The sequence below is a fragment of the Phyllobacterium sp. 21LDTY02-6 genome, from assembly GCF_023554255.2.
In the GTDB taxonomy this organism is placed as follows: Bacteria; Pseudomonadota; Alphaproteobacteria; order Rhizobiales; family Rhizobiaceae; genus Phyllobacterium.
Window position 1 is genome coordinate 208593 of sequence record NZ_JAMJWD020000001.1, and the last position, 21171, is coordinate 229763.

At 61.6% G+C, this 21171-nt stretch carries 23 protein-coding genes; 10 read left to right on the forward strand and 13 right to left on the reverse strand.

Translation table 11 applies throughout. From position 1 onward, the window contains the following. Positions 1-40 precede the first annotated feature (40 nt). On the forward strand, positions 41-1003 hold the full coding sequence (locus tag M8997_RS00995) for a Gfo/Idh/MocA family protein (RefSeq protein ID WP_250018572.1): 963 nt from the start codon (positions 41-43) through the stop codon (positions 1001-1003). Positions 1004-1161: 158 nt separating this feature from the next. Beyond that, positions 1162-2277 carry a DegT/DnrJ/EryC1/StrS aminotransferase family protein gene (locus M8997_RS01000; protein WP_250018522.1) on the forward strand — a complete coding sequence of 372 codons (1116 nt, stop codon included), beginning with the start codon at positions 1162-1164 and terminating at the stop codon, positions 2275-2277. Between the two features lie 51 nt (positions 2278-2328). Here M8997_RS01000 and mnmA read toward each other — a convergent pair whose 3' ends face one another. Continuing rightward, positions 2329-3519: a tRNA 2-thiouridine(34) synthase MnmA gene (gene mnmA / locus M8997_RS01005; protein WP_250018523.1), complete on the reverse strand. Its 1191-nt coding sequence runs from the start codon at positions 3517-3519 to the stop codon at positions 2329-2331. Positions 3520-3811: 292 nt separating this feature from the next. Between mnmA and M8997_RS01010 the strand changes: the two genes are divergently transcribed. Further along, the gene (locus tag M8997_RS01010) at positions 3812-4087 is read left to right on the forward strand and encodes a DUF1153 domain-containing protein (RefSeq protein ID WP_091878079.1); all 276 of its coding nucleotides are present in this window, start codon (positions 3812-3814) and stop codon (positions 4085-4087) included. Positions 4088-4246: 159 nt separating this feature from the next. Beyond that, positions 4247-4543 (forward strand): GNAT family N-acetyltransferase, encoded by a 297-nt coding sequence (locus M8997_RS01015; RefSeq protein ID WP_256473135.1) that lies wholly within the window; start codon positions 4247-4249, stop codon positions 4541-4543. 123 nt (positions 4544-4666) lie between these two features. On the opposite strand, the gene M8997_RS01020 is transcribed toward M8997_RS01015, so the two are convergent. After that, positions 4667-5053: a flagellar export protein FliJ gene (locus M8997_RS01020; protein ID WP_250018524.1), complete on the reverse strand. Its 387-nt coding sequence runs from the start codon at positions 5051-5053 to the stop codon at positions 4667-4669. Between the two features lie 484 nt (positions 5054-5537). Here M8997_RS01020 and ctrA point away from each other — a divergent pair, with 484 nt between their 5' ends. Further along, entirely contained in the window at positions 5538-6239 is a 702-nt protein-coding gene (gene ctrA / locus M8997_RS01025; protein ID WP_250018525.1) for a response regulator transcription factor CtrA, read from the forward strand. A gap of 57 nt (positions 6240-6296) precedes the next feature. Here ctrA and M8997_RS01030 read toward each other — a convergent pair whose 3' ends face one another. The 3 genes from M8997_RS01030 to chpT all read right to left on the reverse strand — a co-directional run bounded on the left by M8997_RS01030 (position 6297) and on the right by chpT (position 8315). Further along, a complete protein-coding gene (locus tag M8997_RS01030) occupies positions 6297-6680 on the reverse strand; it encodes a cupin domain-containing protein (protein WP_250018526.1) in 384 nt (127 codons plus the stop codon). A gap of 43 nt (positions 6681-6723) precedes the next feature. After that, the gene (locus tag M8997_RS01035; RefSeq protein ID WP_250018527.1) at positions 6724-7554 is read right to left on the reverse strand and encodes an AraC family transcriptional regulator; all 831 of its coding nucleotides are present in this window, start codon (positions 7552-7554) and stop codon (positions 6724-6726) included. 131 nt (positions 7555-7685) lie between these two features. Next, on the reverse strand, positions 7686-8315 hold the full coding sequence (gene chpT / locus M8997_RS01040) for a histidine phosphotransferase ChpT (RefSeq protein WP_250018528.1): 630 nt from the start codon (positions 8313-8315) through the stop codon (positions 7686-7688). Positions 8316-8633: 318 nt separating this feature from the next. Between chpT and M8997_RS01045 the strand changes: the two genes are divergently transcribed. Together M8997_RS01045 and M8997_RS01050 are read left to right on the forward strand one after the other, a co-directional pair. Then, positions 8634-9215 carry a DUF1134 domain-containing protein gene (locus M8997_RS01045; RefSeq protein WP_250018529.1) on the forward strand — a complete coding sequence of 194 codons (582 nt, stop codon included), beginning with the start codon at positions 8634-8636 and terminating at the stop codon, positions 9213-9215. A 125-nt stretch (positions 9216-9340) separates the two neighbouring features. Next, positions 9341-10381 (forward strand): hypothetical protein, encoded by a 1041-nt coding sequence (locus tag M8997_RS01050; RefSeq protein WP_250018530.1) that lies wholly within the window; start codon positions 9341-9343, stop codon positions 10379-10381. Here the strand turns inward: M8997_RS01050 and M8997_RS01055 are convergent. From M8997_RS01055 to M8997_RS01065, 3 genes are all read right to left on the reverse strand, one after another. Beyond that, the gene (locus M8997_RS01055) at positions 10352-11170 is read right to left on the reverse strand and encodes an RNA methyltransferase (RefSeq protein ID WP_250018531.1); all 819 of its coding nucleotides are present in this window, start codon (positions 11168-11170) and stop codon (positions 10352-10354) included. The two genes, M8997_RS01050 and M8997_RS01055, sit on opposite strands and share 30 nt — an antisense overlap. Continuing rightward, on the reverse strand, positions 11167-11946 hold the full coding sequence (locus M8997_RS01060; RefSeq protein ID WP_250018532.1) for a HugZ family protein: 780 nt from the start codon (positions 11944-11946) through the stop codon (positions 11167-11169). The genes M8997_RS01055 and M8997_RS01060 overlap by 4 nt, the downstream gene beginning before the upstream one ends. Positions 11947-12040: 94 nt before the next feature. After that, positions 12041-12232, reverse strand: a complete 192-nt coding sequence (locus tag M8997_RS01065; RefSeq protein WP_250018533.1) for a hypothetical protein — start codon at positions 12230-12232, stop codon at positions 12041-12043. 282 nt (positions 12233-12514) lie between these two features. Between M8997_RS01065 and M8997_RS01070 the strand changes: the two genes are divergently transcribed. Further along, entirely contained in the window at positions 12515-13420 is a 906-nt protein-coding gene (locus M8997_RS01070; RefSeq protein ID WP_250018534.1) for a cell wall hydrolase, read from the forward strand. Between the two features lie 79 nt (positions 13421-13499). Here the strand turns inward: M8997_RS01070 and M8997_RS01075 are convergent, their stop codons facing one another. The 5 genes from M8997_RS01075 to M8997_RS01095 form a co-directional block, all read right to left on the reverse strand. Further along, positions 13500-13886: a DUF930 domain-containing protein gene (locus M8997_RS01075; protein ID WP_250018535.1), complete on the reverse strand. Its 387-nt coding sequence runs from the start codon at positions 13884-13886 to the stop codon at positions 13500-13502. Between the two features lie 132 nt (positions 13887-14018). Continuing rightward, a complete protein-coding gene (locus M8997_RS01080) occupies positions 14019-14693 on the reverse strand; it encodes a hypothetical protein (protein WP_250018536.1) in 675 nt (224 codons plus the stop codon). Positions 14694-14717: 24 nt separating this feature from the next. Continuing rightward, positions 14718-15308 (reverse strand): protein-S-isoprenylcysteine O-methyltransferase, encoded by a 591-nt coding sequence (locus M8997_RS01085; protein WP_250018537.1) that lies wholly within the window; start codon positions 15306-15308, stop codon positions 14718-14720. Continuing rightward, positions 15305-16495 carry a hypothetical protein gene (locus M8997_RS01090; protein ID WP_250018538.1) on the reverse strand — a complete coding sequence of 397 codons (1191 nt, stop codon included), beginning with the start codon at positions 16493-16495 and terminating at the stop codon, positions 15305-15307. The genes M8997_RS01085 and M8997_RS01090 overlap by 4 nt, the downstream gene beginning before the upstream one ends. A gap of 816 nt (positions 16496-17311) precedes the next feature. After that, positions 17312-18073, reverse strand: coding sequence for an SDR family NAD(P)-dependent oxidoreductase (locus M8997_RS01095; protein WP_250018539.1), 762 nt, complete (start codon positions 18071-18073; stop codon positions 17312-17314). 357 nt (positions 18074-18430) lie between these two features. Here M8997_RS01095 and M8997_RS01100 point away from each other — a divergent pair, with 357 nt between their 5' ends. Both M8997_RS01100 and M8997_RS01105 read left to right on the forward strand, forming a co-directional pair. Further along, entirely contained in the window at positions 18431-20038 is a 1608-nt protein-coding gene (locus M8997_RS01100) for an ABC transporter substrate-binding protein (protein ID WP_250018540.1), read from the forward strand. Between the two features lie 121 nt (positions 20039-20159). After that, a complete protein-coding gene (locus tag M8997_RS01105; protein WP_250018541.1) occupies positions 20160-21164 on the forward strand; it encodes an ABC transporter permease subunit in 1005 nt (334 codons plus the stop codon). Positions 21165-21171: the final 7 nt, after the last annotated feature.

The window sequence follows — 21171 nt, forward strand, 5'->3', positions numbered from 1 at the left end:
CGTCCAGATATTGCATGCGACCATGAGCACAGCTGAAAAGATGCCTCCGCGAATTGCAGTCTTGGGTTGCGGTTACTGGGGCAGCAATCACATTCGCACATTGAAGAGCCTCGGCGCGCTTTATGCCGTGTCGGACCAGAACAGCGATCGCGCTGCCGGCTTCGCGGCCGATCAGGGCGTCGAAGCCATTGCCGTCGATGATCTTTTCACCCGTCCGGATGTCGATGCCATCGTCATGGCCCTGCCGCCGCAGTTCCATGCGCAATCCGCCATTCGGGCGGTGAGCAACGGCAAGGACGTGCTCGTCGAAAAGCCGATCGCGCTGACGGTTCCCGATGCCGAGGCTGCGGTCAAGGCTGCCCATGATCATGGCCGCATCTTCATGGTCGGGCATGTGCTGCGCTTTCATCCGGCCTTCGAGAAGCTGCTTGAACTGATCAAGGCCGGCGATCTCGGCGATGTCAGCTATATCCATTCGCACCGGCTCGGGCTCGGCAAGTTTCATACGGAGAACGATGCGCTGTGGGATCTTGCGCCGCATGACCTGTCGATGATCCTCGCCATCACCGGCACGGAACCGCTCGAAGTGCGCGGCGAGGGGGCGGCGGTGCTCGACCATCTCAGCGATTTCGCCCATCTGCATCTGCGCTTCCCCAATAATGTGCGCGGGCATCTTTTCGCCTCACGCCTCAATCCCTATCGCGAGCGCCGGCTGACGGTCGTCGGCAACAAGGCCATGGCGGTCTTCGACGACATGGAGCAATGGGACCGGAAACTTGCCGTCTACAAGCATTCGATCTGGCAGGATGAAGGCCAATGGGCATCGACGACCGAGGAGCCCAGCTATGTGAAGGTTGCGCATGGCATGCCTCTCACGCGCGAATTGCAGAACTTCATCGATTGCATCGGCTCGCGCAACGAGCCGCGCACGGATGGCGAGGAGGCGATCCGCGTCCTGCGCATCCTGACCGCCGGTACGGTCGTGCATAACAAGGTGAAGTGATCGCTCTTGCCCCGGCTCTTCTGTTGCCCTCGGCTTCAAGCGTTGTTACAAGGCCGGACAAACTTTGAACGGCAGCATCTGGCGGCATTTCCTCCGCCCTTCTAAGTGTTGCCTTGACGCCTCGCGGTATTCGCGGGGGCTTTGATTACGGAGCAATGATGCAGTTCATCGATCTCGGCGCACAGCGTGAACGGATTAGCGACAAACTCGACGCGGCAATCGCCAAGGTCGTGCGCGAGGGCAAATATATCCTCGGGCCGGAAGTCACCGAGTTCGAAAAGCGGCTGGCCGAATATGCCGGCGTCGAACATGTGGTGGCCTGCGCCAATGGCACGGATGCGCTGCTCATTCCGCTGATGGCCAAGAACATCGGGCCGGGCGATGCGGTCTTCGTGCCGAGCTTCACCTTTGCGGCCACGGCCGAGGTCGTCGCGCTGGTCGGCGCCGAGCCGGTATTCGTCGATGTCGATCCGGTCACCTACAATATCGACGTGGAGCAGCTGAAGTCGGCTGTGAAGGCCGTGCGCGCCGAGGGCCGGTTGCAGCCGAAGGCGATCATCCCGGTCGACCTGTTCGGCCTGGCGGCCGATTACACCTCCATCGGCAGCATCGCGGCGCAGGAAGGGCTGTTCGTCATCGAGGATGCGGCGCAGTCGATCGGCGGCAAGCGCGACAATGCGATGTGCGGCGCCTTTGGCGATGTCGCCGGCACCAGCTTCTACCCGGCCAAGCCGCTCGGCTGCTATGGCGATGGCGGCGCGATGTTCACCAATAATGGCGAGCTGGCGGAAATTCTGCGCTCGGTCCTGTTCCACGGCAAGGGCGCCACGCAATATGACAATGTGCGCATCGGCCTGAATTCACGCCTCGATACGATCCAGGCGGCGATCCTCATCGAAAAACTCGCCATTCTCGAGGATGAGATGGAGGCGCGCCAGGTCGTCGCCAGGCGCTATGCCGAGGGTCTGAGCGACGTGGTGAAGGTTGCGACTATCCCCGACGGGCATCGCTCGGCCTGGGCGCAATATGCCATCCAGACGGAACGGCGCGACGAATTGAAGGCGCATCTGCAGGAAAACGGCATTCCATCGGTGATTTATTATGTGAAGCCGCTGCATCTGCAGGATGCCTACAAGCATTACATGCGCGCGCCGGGCGGCCTGCCGGTGTCCGAGGCGCTGCCGAAGGATATTCTGTGCCTGCCGATGCACGCCTATCTCGGCAAGGACGACCAGGACCGCATCGTCGATACGATCCGCAACTTCCTGGCCTGACAGCCCATCCTTGACTGAGTGGTGCTTTGACTGAGTGCCGGGGGCGGTGGTTCAGGCCGCCGCGTGGCCCTGCTTGGCGAGGCGCTTCAACATGGCTTCCGCCTGTGGTGCGCGCTCCGAACGGCCGATGAAGCCGCCACCGAAGACACGTGCCGTATTGCTGTCGTCGGAATAGAGCACGCAGGCCTGGCCCGGCGCTATGCCGCTTTCGCCATCGGCCAGTTCCACCCATGTCTCGCCATCTTCGTGATGAAGCGTCGCCGGGCGAGGCGGCCGTGTCGAGCGGACCTTGGCATAGACTTCGACGCCGCCTTCCGGCAGCTCTGCCAGTGCCTGGTCGCCCAGCCAGTTGATATCGCGCAGGAAGACCTTCCGCGTTTCGAGCGCTTCACGCGGGCCGACGACGACGCGCGCATTGCCGGCATCGAGATGCACGACATAGAGCGGATCGCCGGTGGCGACGCCGATGCCGCGCCGCTGGCCGATCGTATAATGCACGATGCCCTCATGCCGGCCGAGAATGCGCCCGTCTATATGGACGATATCGCCGGGATTGGCCGCTTCAGGCTTCAATTTCGATATGATGTCCGAATATTTGCCCTGCGGCACGAAGCAGATGTCCTGGCTGTCCTGCTTGGTGGCGACCGAAAGCCCGAGCTCCTCGGCGATGGCGCGCGTCTCGGCCTTGGTCATTCCGCCGAGCGGGAAGCGCAGATAGTCGATCTGCTCCTGCGTCGTCGCAAAGAGGAAATAGCTCTGGTCCTTGTCCGTATCGACCGGGCGATAAAGCGCACGATGCGCGCCATTGGCGCGGCTGCGAATATAATGGCCCGTCGCCAGGGCGTCCGCGCCGAGATCGCGCGCCGTTTGCAGCAGATCGGCAAACTTCACCGTCTGATTGCAGGAAACGCAGGGGATCGGCGTCTCGCCGCTGACATAGCTCGCGGCGAACGGATCGATGACGGCCTCGCGGAAGCGGGCTTCGTAATCGAGGACATAATGCGGAATGCCGAGGCGCTCGGAGACGCGGCGGGCATCCTCGATGTCCTGTCCGGCACAGCAGGAACCGGCGCGGTGGGTGGAGGCGCCATGGTCGTAAAGCTGCAGCGTTACGCCAACGACATCATAGCCTTGCTGCTTCAGAATGCCCGCGACGACGGAGGAATCCACGCCGCCCGACATGGCGACGACGATGCGGGTCTCTTCCGGCCGGGCCGGCAGATCGAGGCTGTTGAGTGTCATTTGCTATATCCGTTTGACCAGCGACATAAGGGCGCATGGCTGTCTTTCGACCTATATAGGTCAAATTGGCCGTCCTTGCCAACAGGAACTCGGCCGAAGCCGGTTATTTTGATCCCGGGGCGGCTGGCGCGGGGTTTTTGGCATCAGCGCGATAAAGCGATTAAGTTTAATAAAATCAACGCGGAAGAATTAACCGAAGTTACCAGAGAATGACCGGGCGCTTAGGCAATTATTAAAGCCCTGCATGTAACGTCAGCGACGATAGGTCTTGAAGTTTAGTATAGAGAGTACAATGACCGATCTTGTTCGACCGAGAGTAAAATACGTTATCGGCCCGGATGGCAGCCCGCTGACCATCGCCGATCTTCCACCCGCAAATACGCGGCGCTGGGTAATTCGCCGCAAGGCTGAGGTGGTCGCCGCTGTTCGCGGTGGTCTTCTTAGCCTTGAGGAGGCTTGCCATCGCTATACATTGACGGTGGAAGAGTTCCTTTCCTGGCAGTCCTCGATCTCCGATCATGGGCTTGCAGGTCTCAGAACGACCCGGATACAGCAATATCGTCATTAGATGATGGTGCCGTGAATGGCGAAAGGCTGGTCGAAAGACCGGCCTTTTCCTTTTCCGGCGGCGAATGGAAGTTTCGTCCCTGGCCGGAAGCTGATCTATTGGGCAAATCACAGCGACCGAGTCACAGCGGGCCAATCAGCGACAGGGAAATCGAAGCCGATGAACGACAATATCAAGATCACCAAGCAGGAAGACGCGAAGGGCGGCCGTTATTCCGCGCTGGCCGATGGACATGAGGCCGAGATGACGTTCTCGCGCACCAGCCCGCGGCTCGTCATCGTCGACCATACGGCCGTGCCGGAGGCGTTGCGCGGCAAGGGCGTCGGCCAGGCGCTGGCGCTGCATGCGGTGGAGGATGCGCGCCAGGGCGGATGGAAGATCATCCCGCTTTGCCCCTTCATGCGGGCGCAATCGCTGCGGCATGAGGATTGGGCGGATGTGATCCAGCAGCGCTGAAAGGGCATGTCCCAGGGGTACCCGCCACTCGGGGGTACCTTCCACGGGGAACACCTGCCACGAAGAGCGCCCGGTTGAGCCGGGCGATTGAAATGCGTCGCGGAGCCGATGGACTCCGTAGCGTCAGCCGATCATGGCGCGGCGGTCGAAGGCCGGTGCCTCGTCCGCATCGCGCGGCTTGCCGTCGCGCTGTTCCAGCGCTTCCGCCTTTGCAAGTTCGGCTTCGGATTCCGCCAGCGCGGTCTCGGCCTCGTCCTTCTGGCTCTTCAGGTCGCGGATCGAAACGAAGAGATTGTCGCGACGCTGGCGTGCCGCCTTGGCAAAGGTCGGATAGGCGAAATGCGTGACGTCGGTGATGCCGGCCTTGGTTTCCTCGGACACGATCTGTGCATCGAGCTCGGCGGCCATGCGTTCGAATTCGCCCATCATCAAATCAAGCTGTCCGAGCTGGCGGCGCTTTTCCTTGACTTGGAACAGCTTCAACCGGACCAAACCTTCATGCGACTTCATTGCTCACAACCCCCTTCACGCTGCACAAAACCGGTACGCTGGGCGCGTTTTCCCGGGAGAAAAGCGTCCATCCGGCGCGTCTCACCCCCGAATCACTTCGGGAAAATGAAACAAAAACTTAAGGACAGGCCCTGTTGGTAACCTTTCCTTTACGTTCAGCATTAATCATACGCCTTAAGACTTAAAGCTCGGTAAATTGTGGCGGCAAGTTTTGCGGTCATGGATTTAATGAGTCGAATGAATCGCTTACGGCGAAATCCTGAGGCGAAAGCTGATGATTTTTAAGGGCGAGTTCATGTTTTGAATCAAGGTGGTGCCTGCGACTTTTAAGGCAAGAGTCAAAGGCACTTGCAAAGCGGAATCAGATTTTGTTAACCATTCGGTGGCAATCTTAACGTTATGGAAACGGCTTGTTTCGCGGCCTGGCTTCGGGATTGCCGACAGGGTGGGCAACCCGATCGAGCGGCGGGAAAAGGGGAATGATATGCGGGTTCTTTTAATCGAAGACGACAGCGCGACGGCACAGAGCATCGAACTGATGCTGAAATCCGAAAGCTTCAATGTCTATACGACTGATCTGGGCGAAGAGGGTGTCGATCTCGGCAAGCTCTACGACTACGACATTATTCTCCTCGACCTCAATCTCCCGGACATGTCGGGCTATGAAGTGCTGAGGACATTGCGCCTGTCGAAGGTCAAGACGCCGATCCTCATCCTTTCCGGCATGGCCGGCATCGAGGACAAGGTGCGCGGCCTCGGCTTCGGCGCCGACGACTACATGACGAAGCCCTTCCACAAGGACGAGCTGGTGGCGCGCATCCATGCGATCGTCCGCCGCTCCAAGGGTCACGCCCAGTCGGTCATCACCACGGGCGACCTCATCGTCAATCTCGATGCCAAGACCGTCGAAGTCAGCGGCCAGCGGGTTCATCTGACGGGCAAGGAATACCAGATGCTCGAGCTGCTCTCGCTGCGCAAGGGCACGACGCTGACCAAGGAAATGTTCCTCAACCATCTCTATGGCGGCATGGACGAGCCCGAGCTCAAGATCATCGACGTGTTCATCTGCAAGCTGCGCAAGAAGCTCGACAATGCTTCGGGCGGCATCAATTACATCGAGACGGTTTGGGGCCGCGGCTATGTGCTGCGCGAGCCGGACGCGACGGATCTTCGCGAAATCGCCTGAGCGATCCCGCTTCCGTCGATCATCGGCCCCGCTCGCGCGGGGCCTTTTCGTTTCGGGTCATATCCAAAGATCGTTCCGGGCGGTGCGCTCATTCTGCTCCTCGCCGGTGTTCAACACCCCGCGCGGCTCGATCAGCATCAGTTTCACCTCTTCCGCCGCGAAGGGCTTGTGCTCGACCCCCTTGGGCACGACGAACATCTCGCCAGCCGCGATCGTCACCGCGCCATCGCGAAAATCGATGCGCAGCGTACCGTCGAGGACGATGAAGGCTTCATCCGTATCGGCGTGGTGGTGCCAGACGAAATCGCCTTCGATGCGAACGATCTTGAACTGATAGTCATTGAGTTCCGCGATGACGCGCGGCGCCCACCGGTCGTCGAACAGCTGGTATTTCTCGGCGAAGTTGATCGGGCGATAGGTTTGCGGATTGGTGTCGGACATCGGCTTCTCCTTCTGTATGCGGGGCTTGCATGCGAGAAGGAAGCTAACGACCAATGGCCGCCGAAGTATTGTACGATTGTGCGCGGCCCGCCGCCTGCAATGTCGCAAGCCAGCGGCCGGGGGAAATGCCGAAGGTCTTCTTGAAGTGGCGCGTCATGTGGCTCTGGTCGGTAAAGCCGGCATCGATTGCCGCAGCCGCAAGCGAATGCCCGCAGCGCAGCGATTGCCGCACCCGCGCCAGCCGCCGCATCACCAGATAGCGATGCGGGCTGGTGCCGTAGAGGCGGCGGAAATCCCGCGACAGGGCCCAGCGATCCTTGCCCGCCGCAAGCTCCAGTTCTTCGAGGCTCACATTGGTCGCCGGACAGGCATCGAGCCATTGGCGGGCCCGTTCGCAGGCGGTGTAATCGATGAAACGCCGCCGATGCTCCGGCGATGCCGCCGCGCCGGCCGTGGCCAGAGCCTGCGCCAGGTCGAAAATGCCGTCCTCATATTCGAGGCGTTCAATCCGGTCGCCGGTGTCGGGCAGGAGGGCGCTGGTGGCGGCGCGCAGGCGCGGATCGGCGCTTATCCCGCCGTCGATGAAGGGCAGGGGCCGGCCGCGCAGCACATCCTGGATGGCGGAAGGCTCGACATAGATCATCCGGTAGTGAAATCCGTCCTCCGCGCCGGCCTGGCCGTCATGCGGCTCGTCCGGATGCAGCACCATGGTGCCATTGCCCGGCAGGCTGGTGCGGAGCGCGCCGCGATAGTGAAAGCTCTGCGCGCCATTGAGCGTGATGCCGATGGCATAGGTGTCGTGGCGGTGGGTTTCGTAGCCGCGGGCGGTGAAGAAGGCTTCCATCCGCTCGAACGGACCGGTGTCGCTGGCCATCCTTATCCAGTCGCCGCCGTCCGTCCGGCGCCGGATGGCCCCATGGCCCGCGCTGCCTGCACCCTGTGTCATGGACGAGAGATAGGGCAGCGCGTGGCGAATTGCCAGCCGCTTCAGGCCGGTGCGAAGGCTCAGGCCGCGGTGAAGACGACCTCTTCCGGCGTGGCGTGGACCGTGATGGTCATGCCGGATTCCTGTGCGAGCAGCAGCGTATAATAGGGTTGCACGGCGTGGGCGTCGATGGCCTCTTCCGGCGCCTGGCCGCTGTGCAGTTCGAGGAATTTCGGCGGTACGCGCAGCATCGGTCCGCGCGCCGTGACGACGAAGCGCGGTTCCGTCTCCGGCGTCTCCAGCGCAACCGCCAGCGTGCCGCCGCGCGGCAGCGTCGCATTGCCGATCAGCACGAGGTTCAGCAGCAGCTTCACCTTGTTCTTCGGCAGGAGCACGCGCGTACCCTGCCAGCTCAGTTCGGCCTTCTCGCCCTTCATATATTGCTCGGCGACATTGAGCGCATCGCCCGTGTCGATCTGGACGCCGGCGGAACCGGCCGCGCCGAAGGCGATGCGGGCGAATTGCAGCCTGGCCGAGGCGCTGCGCGCGCTGGACTTGATGAGGTTCATCGCGTCTTCGTCGGCGCCGCCTTCCTCGAGCAGTTCGAGGCCATTGTTGATCGCGCCGACGGGGGAAATGATGTCGTGGCAGATTCGGCTCGAAAGGAGCGCTCCAAGGTCAGCTGCCGAAAGAATGACGGGCAATGTCATTGGGGTCTCCCTGAAGAAATCAGGGCGGTGTCGCCCTGTGTTGGTCAATGAAGCGCTCGCGAATCAACGCTGCGAATCACTTCGTCTGGATGCCCTTTTGGATATAGAGACGGACGCGCCTCGGCAAGAAGCCGCTGGCGGCGGCGCGAGGGCATTGAAAATGCGTGTATTTTGCCGCTGCGCCGCAAGCCATTGAAATGCCAAGATCGATTCATAAACTTTTATCAATGTTTCCAGTTTTAAATATGCGCACAAAGCAGACGCAGATCTGCGACACAGGGCGTCAAGCGAAGAGGCGAACAGCCAAAAGGAATTATGATGGCGTCTCTACTCTTGTCTTTGAACCGTAGCTTTCTTCTCATCGTCAGTATCGTCTGTCTCGCCCTGCTGCAGGTGCAGTCGGCGCATGCCCAGCAACAGACCTATTCGATGGAAGAGATCGTAAATTCCGGTCAGAGATTTTTCGGTTCGACTTCGGGCGGACTGGCAACGGCAGTCGAAAAAGTATTCCAGAGCTACGGTCTTCCCAATGGCTACGTTCTTGGCGAAGAAGGTTCGGGTGCGATCATCGGTGGCCTGACCTATGGAGAGGGCTCGCTCTACACCAAGAATGCCGGCGATCACAAGACTTTCTGGCAGGGGCCTTCGATCGGATGGGACTTCGGCGGCCAGGGCTCCAGGGTCATGATGCTGGTCTATAATCTCGACGACGTGCAGAACCTCTATGGCCGTTTCGTCGGCGTGGCCGGTTCCGCCTATCTCTTCGCGGGCGTCGGATTCAACGTCCTGAAGCGCAACCAGGTTCTCATCGTGCCGATCAGGACCGGTGTCGGCGCGCGGCTGGGCGTCAATGTGGGCTATCTCAAGCTGACGACATCCCCGACCTGGAATCCTTTCTGATCGATCGGGCTGAAGCCGATCGAATCGCGGTTCCCTGGACGCGAACGTGAATGTTCGCGTCTTTGTATATTCTGCGCTCGCTGGTAATAGAGTTGGTGCCGCATGTTTTGTAACAGGACCCGAGTGTGATCCAGTCTGCGCTATATTTTGCCCTGGGATTTCTGGCCGCCACGCTTCTGGTGCTGCTGATAGCACCGCCGGTATGGCGGCGTGCCGCCTATCTGACGCGCAAGCGGGTGGAAGCCGAGACGCCGCTTACCCTCAACGAGATCCAGGCGCAGCGCGACGGTCTTCGCGCCGAACATGCGATGGCCGAACGGCGTCTCGAACTGGATATCGATCGTCAGAAGCAGAAGCTGGCGCAGCAGCTTGCCGGTCTCAGCGACAAGGAGCGCGAACTGGAGCGGCTTGCCGGCGACATCGAAGCGCGCGACAGGACGATAGAAGAGTTGCAGGGGCAGCTCGCGACGCTCAACGAGCGCATCGAGAAATCCTCCGCCACCAATAATGGCCATGAGCGGCTGCTGGAACAGCGGGCCTCCGAGCTCGAACTTCTGCACCGGCGCCTGGCGAGCGTCGCCACCAATGCCGACGGGCTCAAGATCGAGGTCGTCGCGCAATCGGCGCGCATCGACAATCTCACCGACGACCTGAAGACGGCCCGGCAGGAAAGGCGCAACAGCGAGGAGGCGCGGCGAAAGGCCGAAGCCGAACTCGCCGCGCTCAAGCACCAGCTCGACCAGGAGACGAAGCGAAGCGCCGAAGCCGGGCAGCAATCCAGCGAGTTGTTGCGAAAGCTCACCGACGCCGAAGCGCGGCTGGCGCGCCGGGAGAAGGATCTCGAGCGGACCAATGAAAGGCTGCGCAAGGTGCTCGCCGATGCGCGCAAGGCGGGAGGCAATGCGGAACAGCCGGCGCGCGGGCGCGCTGCGATGGCCAAGGCGGAAGAAAACGAATTGCTGCGCGAGCAGATGAACACGCTGGCCTCGCAGGTGGTGGCGATGGTGGCTGCGCTCGAAGGGCCGCAGTCGCAGATCAACGCCTTGCTGGCGGCGGGCAATGGCGCCGACGGCGCTGGCGATGCCGCGGCGGGTCCAAGCCTTGCCGACCGCATACGCGCGCTGCAGGAGGCGGCGTCAAAGGCGGGAAAAACGGCCAAGCCTTGACAGCGCGATACCGGAAGCGGTCGCGACGTTCAGGCTGTCGAAGCCGTCCGACATCGGAATGCGGACGGTATGGAGCTTCTCCATCAGCGCCTTCGGCAGGCCGGCGCCCTCGGTGCCGAGCAGCAGCGCCGTTCGCCGTTGCGGCTCAACGGCGTTGATGCTCGCCGTACCCGATGGGCTGAGCGCATATATGCCGAAGCCGGCCGCCTGCATCGCAGCGATGATCGCATCGATGGAGCCTTCGCGCGCGAATGGCACCTTGAGCGCCGCGCCCACCGAAACGCGGATGGCCTTGCGGTAGAGCGGATCGCAGCTGGTTTCGTCCATGGCGACGAAATCCGCCTCGAAGGCGGCGGAGTTGCGAAAGATGGAGCCCATATTGTCATGGTTGGAAATGCCGCAGAGAATGACGGCGAGGGCGCTTTCGCCGCAGTTTTCCAGCAGGGTCTGCAGCGAGGGCGGGGCGCGTCTCGATCCCACCGCCAATATGCCGCGATGGATGGGAAAACCCGCGACCGCGTCCATCACGGCGCGCGTCACGCAGTAGACCGGCACATCGGGCGGGCACAGGCCGATCTGCTCGTCGAGCCCGGCAAGCCTGTTTTCCAGTATCAGCAGCGATTCCACCGAGAAGGCGCGGCTGGCAAGCAGTACGTTCAGGACGACCTTGCCTTCGGCTATGAAACGCTTGTCGCGGCCGACGAGGTCGCGCTCGCGCACGGCCCTGTAGGGTGCAAGCCGCTCGTCCTGCGGATCATCGATGCGAATGATGCGGTCGGAGCCGTTCAAGATGCCGGCTTGGCCATGTTGAGGCCCTCGCGGGCTTCCCCCGCCATGCGGACCAGCGTGAGGTGCATGTCCTTGGCCGATGCGAGCGGTTCGCCGAAGAATATCCGCAGCACCTCATCGCCGTCGGCGAGATCGAAACCATCGGAATCTATGCCGGTGATGCGCCAGTTGCCGTCGCGGGCCTGGGCGAAATAGCGGGCGTAGAGGGCGATCGCGTCGGCATGATCCTCGTTCATGTGGGTCACCGCATTCTTTTCCGCCGCCGCCAGTTCGTCGTTGACGGGGCTGAGGCTCAGCCAGTCCCCGGCGTCGAGCTGGTAGGCACGGCCAAAACCGCCATTGAGCTTGGTGATGCCGGGCTCCAGCCGGAAAAAGCGGAAATCGCTCAGGCCGGAATAGAGCTTCGCCTTGGGCAGGTGCGAGAGATAGCGCCATTCGATGCGCGCATGTTCGGCGCTGTCCCTGGCGATTTCGCGCGCACGGGCGCTGATGGTCATTCGCGGATGGGCCAGCGGATCGCCCTTGCCCAGTTCGCCGACGAGGATGGAGCAGCGGGGATCGGCGCGAAGCGCGGGCGTATGCGCCGCCAGCGCCGAGACGAGGGTGACGGGCGTGCCGTCATGATCGGTGGATATGCCGATGCGCGTGGCGATGGGATTGCCCGTGCCGGGCTCGAGCGTGGCGATGACCGCGTGGCGGGCGCTCCGCATCAGGCGGCGCACCAGGCGGATGGCGCTGTCATCCATATCGCGCAGAACATCGTTTTTGTCGGTCAAGCCCTTGAACCCCGCGGCACTCTGTCGATGATTGATAGAGCCTCGGCAGCGGCTGAACAAGGCCTCAGGGAAGGAGAGTTGTCTGCGGCGCCCGTCAGGCGGCGATCGCCGGGGTCTCGTTGAGCCCGACATCGTCCATGCAGACCGCGAGAAGGTCGAGATCGACGGGGCCGAATGTGCAAAGGACCGGCGCAACATCCTCGGCGGGGACTTCGAGTGCCATGAGCTCACGCAGCGCCTGCATGAGTGATTCGCGGGTGTCGTAACGCTGGTTTTGCATGCGCATCACTGCCGCCCTCGCAGCTCGTTGAATTGCAGCCGAATTTAACCAATAAGGGTAAACAAATCCTTAATTACGCCATGATTGGAAAATTTCGGCGGTTGCAAGGGCGGAAATAAAGCCTTAATTTCAACCAGATATGTGTGGCTGTCTTAAAGTGTGATCATCTTGCCATTGTTTGGCCCCAAATCACACCATTCTGTGTTCAACTTCACCAGCAGGAAAAACAGCGATGAGAATTGCTTCGTGATCGGCGGTAAGTGGAAAATCCACTCTGTTGCAGGAATTATGGCGGCGGCGGCCCTCGTCAGCGGCTGCACCACGCAGAACGCGCAGAATGGCGGCAAGCCGGGTACGAGCGTCGCGTCCACCAGCACAAGATCTTCGACCTATGCCTATACGCCGAGGGACAAGGAATGCCTTGAGCGGGCAATGTTCTTCGAGTCCAACCGTTCGAGCAAGGACGGCCTGATCGCCGTCGGCACGGTTGTGATGAACCGGCTCGATTCGGGCAAATGGGGCAATACGATCTGCGGCGTCGTCGGCCAGAAGGGCCAGTTCGCGCCCGGCGTGCTGACCCGCAAGATGAAGTCGTCCGCATTGCCGGATGTGCAGGCAGCGGCTGATGCGGTTCTCAAGGGGCAGCGCAATCCCAAGGTCAAGAACGCCATGTTCTTCCATACTGCGGGCCTGCGCTTTCCCTACAAGAACATGCACTACACCGTTGTCGCCGGCGGCAATGCCTTCTACGAGAAGCGCAGCCGCAACCACAGCGCCGTGATCGCATCACGCGAGGCGAGCCGGGCCGTGGCCAATGCCTATATTGCCAGCCTGAGGATGCGCGGCCAGCAGAACGTCCAGGTGGCGAGCGCCGACACGGGACCGATAGCGACGCCGACAGGCGCAAGGGTCGTCCAGCAACAGCAGCAACAGCCCGTGCAGGTCGCCTCGGCCGAGATCGATCCGCGTCCGATGGCTTTCACCACCGAGAGGCCCGCCGCACAGGGCGCGGCCGAAGCCAATACGCTGCAGGCACAGGGCCAGGCAGTCCAGGCCAATCAGTCGCAAGCTGGCCAGGAGAACATCCAGACCGCATCGGCGCCGGCAGGAATGCTCGCCTATGAGGCCCCAACCAGCGAAAGCGTCGATGCGATAGGACAGATGCTGCTGGCGCAGGATCGGCCGGCGCTTTAGGCCCGACTATCGATATGAAAAATGGCCCGGACTTCCGGGCCATTTTCGTTTGGCAGCAGATTTTCACGACATCAGATTTTCAGGGCACCAGATAATGGTGCTGCCATTCGTCATGCGGCACGACGGACCCGATCGAATACTGGAACGACAGGATCGTCATGTGGTCCGGCGAGGTGGCGCAGTTATAGGAGAGGTGGTACCACTCGCCCTTGCTGCGGAACGCTGCGCCGGGAGAACGGATCTTGTCGCCCTTGATCTTCGGTTCCTCGAAAGCGTAGGCGACGAGTTCGTCCGGCACGAGCCTGGCCGGGTCCTTGTGGATGCGCTCCATCGCCTCCAGGTCGCAGCGTTGCTCAAGCCGCGTCTGCGGATCGAGCTTCTGCAATTGCTGCGCGGCGGCATTGTCCATGGCGAAAGCCGGTCCCGTCAGGACGAGGCAGAGAATTGCAGTGCTTGCGAACTTCATTCCGTCACTTCCGCTCTGTTTCAGGTGCCGTATTTCAGGATGGGGCGAGCCGCTCGCCGGATGTCGACGGCACATGTTGCTTCAATTTGGACCAAATGATGGAAGGTCGGCATAATCCCGTGCTCCCGCCGCTCAGGAGCCGGCCGATTTGCGGCCCTTGTCGCCATTGGCGGCGATGTAGGCGTAAATATAGGAGAAGGATGGCTGCGCGGTGTTTGCCGGCTCGACCAGTCCGGCGACGCTGCCGAGCGAGGCGGCGTAATTGTTGCAGTTGAAGCCGAACATGCGCCACAGCGGCGGCCTGGCCATGTTCGCGCGGACCTTCGCCAGCAATTGCTGGTACTGGTTCTCGGTCAGCGACACGCGATAGGCCGCGCCGGGGGTGAAATGACAATCGGCATAGCTCGGCTTCAATTCGGCGGGCATGGGCACGATGGCGCCGCCATAAAGGCCGATCAGGCTGCCTTTCGGGAACAGGCCATTATACTGGCGCGTCACCGGATTTCCCTTTTCGTCCAGCCGCCCGAACACGACGTAGAGATGGCCGCTGGGGATGCCCGGCGACAGTCTCTGGCGGAACTCGATATAGGCCGGGTCGCCGGGGTTGGTACGATTGGCGGTGAGCTTCGCCGCCCCGCCATTCGGATTGCCGTGCGGCGCGCAGGTGAGGTCCGGCATCTCCGGCGCATAGGCGTTCATCGCTGCCGTCTGCGGCGGCTGCGCGGTGGACTGGCAGGCGGCGAGTGACAGGGAGAGCAGCGCGATGGCGATCGGGCTGCGAGCGGCACGGATGGATGAACTGAACACTTTGACCGTCTTTCCGTCTTCGACTCAGTAAATATAGGGCAGGACGCGCCAGGTGCGGGCACGATAACGCGTATATTCGTCCGCGAAGGCTTCCTGCATCATTGTTTCTTCGGGCCCGATCCGGGCGAAGAACAGATAACCGAAACCCACGATGCCTGCAAACCCGGCAATGTAATTGGGCAGCAGCAGCGCCTGCGTCAATGCCAGCATCCAGAATGCCGTATACATCGGGTGGCGCACATATCGGTAGATGCCGGTGGTGATCAGCTTGTGGTCCTGCTTCAGCTGCAGCGAAACCGACCACATGCGGCCGAGCGCCTTGTGCGTGAGGCGGAACAGGACGAGGGCGGCGATGCCCGTCGCCGCGCCAAGGACGAGCGCCACGGGGCTGGGCTGGTAGGAGGCGGCGGCGGGAAATCCGCTGAAGGCATAGATCGCCGGGATGATGCCAAGTCCGGTCAGCGAGACCGCAAGGCGCAGCGTGTCGGCGCCCTTGCGGCGATCGACCTGGAGCCTCGACTTGCGCGCGCGCCGGTCGAATGGCCACCGCAACACATACCAGCCGACGACGAAAAGCACCCAGAGGGTCTTTCCGGCAAGTGCAAGCGAAATCATGTGGCGGCAGTTCTCGCGATTTCCATCTCGGGTTCGGCCCGGACCTGGCTGTCGCAGGGCAGGCCGCCGCAAGCCGCGATTTCGGCGAAGGGCTGCGGGCCGCAAAGGATCGCATGCCAGGAATAGCGCGTGCGCTTGTCGACGCCGAAGACGAACTGGCGGTGGACGCGGAAGAAATTGCGGCGAATGGTGCGGTAGGATTCTTCCCGCAGCTGGTTGCGGAACCGCACCATGACGCGCACCGGCGATTTTCCGCTCGACAGAGCGAGGTTTCGTATCGGGTCGGATTTATAGAAGTTCATCGGGTCGGTGAGGGACTGGGCGTCGATCCATGCGGACTTGCTGCAGGCAACGGCGGCAACCGCCGCGCGCAGCTTCGACGCGGCGGGATGGAGAGCGACCTTCAGCAGGCTTGAGCCGACGGTAAGCAGGCCATAGCGCCGCCGGGGATCCCTTGCCAGCGCCGTCGCCAGGATCGGAAGCGCGCAGATGGCGCCGAGACTATGGGCGGCGACGATGATCTCCGTCTCCGGCGAGGCGCTGCTGATGCGCGCGGCGGCATCGGAAATGACCTTGTCCATCTTCGCCATGACCTGCGGCCGCTTGCCGCGCGCCATGTCCCGCGCGAAAGTCCAGTCATCCATCAGGAGGAGGAGGTGCATGTGGCGGGCCGCATGGCGGAACAGCAATATTGCGAGCAGCGGCGCCAGTATCCAGCCAAGCAGGCTGCCGGTGACGACGGTGCCCGCATAGGCCAGCGACAGGCTGATCGCCAGGATGCAGGCGATCGTCAGGATCGGATAGAGAAAGAACAGGGCATAGCGCCAGCTCGTGGCGACGAAGCGGAAGAAGGTGCCGGTGACGATGAAGTCGATGAGGGCGAACAGGCCGCTGAACAGGCGGACCGCCGGGTTGCGCGAGGCGTAGAACAGCGTGATGTCGCCAAGGCCGTAGAGCAGGAAATCGGTCTCGACGGCCCAGTTTTCGCCGGAGGCCCGGAACTGGAAGTCGCCGACCGCGACGCCATCCTCATCCGTGGCAACGGAGAGCGGGGCGGTTTCCTTCAGGTTCATGTCATATACGGGGGCGGTCTTCGCTGCCTCACGAATGAAGCGGCGATAATGAGCCACCACCGGCATATGTTCGAAGCCTGGCAAGAGTACCACCAGGCGTTTGACCGTCGACATCCGATCCCTTCCGTAGTTCCAGGCGACGTTGAGGTCCTATCCAATCCCTTATAGAGGATTTTAGTGGAACTGGGTTAATAGAAAACTCCAACGCCATCAAGATTTCCCGCCACTCCTACCCCAAAGAGCGCGTGACCTGCAAATTCCGGAGCTGGGAGGTAGTTCTGCGAGGTTTCAAATTTCAGCGCCCTCGTTTTTTGCAATCAATCCAATTCCCTCATCCTGAGCCTGTCGAAGGGCGCAGCAACGTTTGTGCAGTCTCTTTTATGGTTGCATCAACATAGTGCGTGCTTCGACAGGCTCAGCATGAGGGAGGTGGGAGCTCAGCATGAGGGAGGTGTCGTGCAATCCCTTGTGCAGATGCTGGATACGGAAAATCCGCACCACGCCCGCTTGATTGCGTCTGGTCATTGGAATGGGGGGAGACGGGCGGTCTTCAGCGCGTCAGTAGGTATCAGGGTCGAGGTCCGAAGACCGCCCGCGACGTCTTTGCCTGCTGTTGTCACGCTTGTCAGACGCAACAACCCGGAAAACGAAGCGCTACCTCCGTTTCCTTCTGCAGTTTGCTTGATGGTCGGGGTTGTCACTTCCGACTATCCGGCAACGCCACCCTTTCCCAGCTTGTCGAAACAGCACCGGAAGCTGCTCCCCCACTGGAAAGGACCTGCACAGAATAACCCGGTTTCAAACAGGGGGGATAAGTTTTTTTGCGTGCCGGAAGGAAGAATGAGCGAAATCAGCAGCTTGCAAGGCAAAATATTTTTTTAGGCCGAGAATCTATCCCACCAGCAGGGCCATGAGAGGGAGGCGCGCCAATCACTTCGGGGCCATGCGGATGGCGCCGTCGAGCCGGATGGTTTCGCCATTGAGCATCGGGTTGTCGATGATGTGCAGCGCCAGCGCCGCATATTCCTCGGGCTTGCCGAGCCGCGAAGGGAAGGGGATCGAGGCGGCGAGGGAGTCCTGCACCTCCTGCGGCATGGCGAGCAGCATCGGCGTGCCGAATATGCCCGGCGCGATGGCCATCACCCTGATGCCGAAACGGGCGAGTTCGCGCGCCGCCGGGAGCGTCAGCCCGGCGATGCCGGCCTTCGAGGAGGCATAGGCGGCCTGGCCGATCTGGCCGTCGAAAGCGGCAACGGAGGCGGTGGAAATGATCACGCCGCGCTCGCCGCCTTCCAGCGGATCGAGCTTGGCCGCCCCGTCGGCGACGAGCCGCATCATGTTGAACGAACCGATCAGATTGACCTCGATCACGCGGCGGTAAAGCTCGAGGTCGTGCGGGCCGTCGCGGCCGACAATGCGGCCGGCATTGGCGATCCCGGCGCAATTCACCAGCACGCGCGGCGTGCCGAGCTCGGCGCCGATCCGGGCAATGGCCGCCTCGGCCTCGGAGGCGCTGGCGACGTTGCACGCGACGGCGATGCCGCCGATCTCCTGCGCCAGCGCCGTCGCCGCCTCGATGTTGATATCGACGATCGCGGTTCGCGCACCCGCCGCCGCCAGCGCCCGCGCCGTCGCTGCACCAAGGCCCGAGCCGCCGCCCGTCACAATTGCCGTCTGTCCGTCAAGCTTCACCTGGGCTCTCCTGTCATTTGCGGGCCGCATTCATGGATTTCGACTAGCACGAACGGAGTGGATTGGACAAACGCCCGGCTTGGCGCCCACAGCTCGGCTTTGCGCTCCGGTTTTGCGCTCAGGCGGGGCAAAATGCCCCCGATCGGCACGGGAGCGACGGTGGATTGGACGGAGATTTAGTGGAATCCACTGTTTTTCGATTTTCCAAGGGGCATTTTCCCAGAATTCCACATTATGATTATTGGTGTGGGTTGACTGCGAAGGAATCTGCTTGCATTGCGACATGGCAAAGGCTTCCATGCACGCTCGATTGCGGGCATGGGGGCCTGCAACAAAAAACCTCTGAAGGTGGACACCATGAATACCTACAAGAAACTCATTGCGGCCACGGCGCTTGCAGTGCTCGCCGGCGGTATGACGATGGGCGCGGCCTCGGCCAAGACCTTTGTCTATTGCTCCGAAGCATCGCCGGAAGGTTTCGATCCGGGCCTCTATACGGGCGGCAATACGTTCGACGCCTCCGCCCATACGGTCTATAACCGCCTGCTGGAATTCAAGCCCGGCACCACCGAGCCGATCCCCGGCCTGGCGGAAAGCTGGGAGATTTCCGACGACGGTCTCCAATATACGTTCAAGCTGCGCAAGGGCGTCAAGTTCCAGACCACGGATTTCTTCACGCCGACCCGCGACCTCAACGCGGACGATGTGATCTTCTCCTATGAGCGCCAGTGGAAGGCCGATCATCCCTGGAACAAATATGTCACCGGCACGTCGTGGGAGTATTTCGCGGGCATGGGCCTGCCGGAACTGCTGCAGTCGATCGAAAAGGTCGATGACATGACGGTGAAATTCACCCTCAAGCGCCGCGAAGCTCCGTTCCTCGCCAATGTCGCAATGCCTTTCGCCTCTATCATGTCGAAGGAATATGCCGACAAGCTCCAGGCCGACGGCGCCATGAACCAGCTGAACCAGAAGCCGCTCGGCACCGGGCCGTTCGCCTTCGTCGGCTACCAGCAGGATGCCGTCATCCGCTACAAGGCCAATCCGGATTACTGGGGCGGCAAGCAGAAGATCGACGATCTGGTCTTCGCGATCACGACCGACGCTTCGGTGCGTTACCAGAAGCTGAAGGCCGGCGAATGCCACCTGATGCCCTATCCGAACCCGAGCGACGTCGCCTCGATGAAGGCCGATCCGAACCTCAAGGTTGCGGAACAGGAAGGCCTGAACGTTGCCTATTTCGCCTACAACACCACGCAGGCCCCCTTCGACAAGGTGGAAGTGCGCAAGGCGCTGAACATGGCGATCAACAAGCAGGCCATCGTCGATGGCGTGTTCCAGGGCCTGGCAACGCCTGCCAAGAACCCGATCCCGCCGACGATGTGGTCCTATGACGAGGCGACGGTCGACGACAAGTACGATCCGGAAGCCGCCAAGAAGATGCTCGAAGAAGCAGGCGTCAAGGACCTGACGCTCAAGGTCTGGGCAATGCCGGTCGCGCGCCCGTACATGGTCAATGCACGCCGTGCCGCCGAGCTGATCCAGTCCGACTTCCAGAAGGTCGGCGTCAAGGTCGAGATCGTGTCCTATGAATGGGCCGAATATCTCGACAAGTCGAAGGACAAGAACCGCGATGGCGCCGTCATCCTCGGCTGGACCGGCGACAATGGCGATCCGGACAACTTCCTTGACACGCTCCTCGGTTGCGATGCCGTTGGCGGTAACAACCGTGCACAATGGTGCAACAAGGAATTCGACGAGCTGGTGACGAAGGCCAAGGAAACGACTGACGTGGCAGAGCGTACCGCTCTCTACAAGCAGGCCCAGGCTGTCTTCAAGAAGGAAGCACCGTGGGCGACGCTCGATCACTCGCTGTCGGTCGTGCCGATGCGCAAGGGCGTCGAGGGCTTCCATCAGAGCCCGCTCGGCGACTTTGCCTTCGACGGTGTCGACATCGTCGAATAAAAAGGGTTACAACAATCTGAGGGATGCCCGGTTGCCGGGCATCCCTTCTTTGCTTCCCGCGCAGAAAAAACAAAAGGCGAAGGGCAAGCAGCGCCGCACGTCAGCGGCTAGAGGGTAGACAATGCTAAAATTTTTCGTGGGGCGCGTGGCCGTCATGTTCCTGACCTTCGTCGGGGTGTCGATCATCGCCTTTTCCTTCATCCGCCTGTTGCCGGGCGATCCGGTAGCGCTGCTTTCGGGCGAGCGCGTCATGTCGCCGGAACGCCATGCGGCGCTGATGCACGATCTTGGCTTCGACCGGCCCATCGTCATCCAGTATTTCGACTATCTCTGGGGCGTCCTGCGCGGTGATTTCGGCACCTCCATCGTCACCAAGCAGCCGGTCCTCGACCAGTTCTTCCAGCTCTTCCCCGCGACGCTGGAACTGTCTGTCTGCGCCATCCTCTTCGCGGTGATCATCGGCATTCCGGCCGGCGTCTTCGCGGCCATCAAGCGCGGCTCCTTCTTCGATCAGGCGATCATGGGTACGGCGCTCATCGGCTTTTCGATGCCGATCTTCTGGTGGGGCCTGCTGCTCATCATGCTGGTGTCGAACACGCTGCAATGGACGCCGGTCTCGGGCCGCATCTCGCTCATGTTCTTCTTCCCGCCGGTCACCGGCTTCATGCTGATCGACTCGCTGCTTTCCGGCGAGACCGGCGCGTTCAAGTCCGCCGTCAGCCATCTGATCCTGCCGACCATCGTCCTCGGCACCATTCCGCTTGCCGTCATCGCGCGCCAGACGCGCTCGGCAATGCTCGAGGTGCTTTCGGAGGATTATGTGCGCACCGCCCGGGCCAAGGGCCTCGGGCCGCTGCGCGTCATCGGCGTCCATGCGCTGCGCAATGCGATGATACCGGTCGTCACCACCATCGGCCTGCAGGTCGGCGTGATGCTTGCCGGTGCGATCCTGACCGAGACGATCTTCTCCTGGCCCGGCATCGGCAAATGGATGGTCGATTCCGTCAGCCGCCGCGACTATGCGGTCATCCAGGGAGCGCTTCTCATCATCGCGGCGACCATCATGATCGTCAATCTGGTGGTGGATCTGCTCTACGGTCTCATCAACCCACGCATTCGCCACTGAAAGGAGA

What these genes read in the sequence shown, in the direction of transcription:
- M8997_RS00995 (WP_250018572.1), top strand. Translation starts at nt 41, where the DNA reads ATGCCTCCGCGAATTGCAGTCTTGGGTTGCGGTTACTGGGGCAGCAAT.
- M8997_RS01000 (WP_250018522.1), top strand. Translation starts at nt 1,162, where the DNA reads ATGCAGTTCATCGATCTCGGCGCACAGCGTGAACGGATTAGCGACAAA.
- mnmA (WP_250018523.1), bottom strand. Translation starts at nt 3,519, where the DNA reads ATGACACTCAACAGCCTCGATCTGCCGGCCCGGCCGGAAGAGACCCGC.
- M8997_RS01010 (WP_091878079.1), top strand. Translation starts at nt 3,812, where the DNA reads ATGACCGATCTTGTTCGACCGAGAGTAAAATACGTTATCGGCCCGGAT.
- M8997_RS01015 (WP_256473135.1), top strand. Translation starts at nt 4,247, where the DNA reads ATGAACGACAATATCAAGATCACCAAGCAGGAAGACGCGAAGGGCGGC.
- M8997_RS01020 (WP_250018524.1), bottom strand. Translation starts at nt 5,053, where the DNA reads ATGAAGTCGCATGAAGGTTTGGTCCGGTTGAAGCTGTTCCAAGTCAAG.
- ctrA (WP_250018525.1), top strand. Translation starts at nt 5,538, where the DNA reads ATGCGGGTTCTTTTAATCGAAGACGACAGCGCGACGGCACAGAGCATC.
- M8997_RS01030 (WP_250018526.1), bottom strand. Translation starts at nt 6,680, where the DNA reads ATGTCCGACACCAATCCGCAAACCTATCGCCCGATCAACTTCGCCGAG.
- M8997_RS01035 (WP_250018527.1), bottom strand. Translation starts at nt 7,554, where the DNA reads ATGGCCAGCGACACCGGTCCGTTCGAGCGGATGGAAGCCTTCTTCACC.
- chpT (WP_250018528.1), bottom strand. Translation starts at nt 8,315, where the DNA reads ATGACATTGCCCGTCATTCTTTCGGCAGCTGACCTTGGAGCGCTCCTT.
- M8997_RS01045 (WP_250018529.1), top strand. Translation starts at nt 8,634, where the DNA reads ATGGCGTCTCTACTCTTGTCTTTGAACCGTAGCTTTCTTCTCATCGTC.
- M8997_RS01065 (WP_250018533.1), bottom strand. Translation starts at nt 12,232, where the DNA reads ATGCGCATGCAAAACCAGCGTTACGACACCCGCGAATCACTCATGCAG.
- M8997_RS01070 (WP_250018534.1), top strand. Translation starts at nt 12,515, where the DNA reads ATGGCGGCGGCGGCCCTCGTCAGCGGCTGCACCACGCAGAACGCGCAG.
- M8997_RS01075 (WP_250018535.1), bottom strand. Translation starts at nt 13,886, where the DNA reads ATGAAGTTCGCAAGCACTGCAATTCTCTGCCTCGTCCTGACGGGACCG.
- M8997_RS01085 (WP_250018537.1), bottom strand. Translation starts at nt 15,308, where the DNA reads ATGATTTCGCTTGCACTTGCCGGAAAGACCCTCTGGGTGCTTTTCGTC.
- M8997_RS01090 (WP_250018538.1), bottom strand. Translation starts at nt 16,495, where the DNA reads ATGTCGACGGTCAAACGCCTGGTGGTACTCTTGCCAGGCTTCGAACAT.
- M8997_RS01100 (WP_250018540.1), top strand. Translation starts at nt 18,431, where the DNA reads ATGAATACCTACAAGAAACTCATTGCGGCCACGGCGCTTGCAGTGCTC.
- M8997_RS01105 (WP_250018541.1), top strand. Translation starts at nt 20,160, where the DNA reads ATGCTAAAATTTTTCGTGGGGCGCGTGGCCGTCATGTTCCTGACCTTC.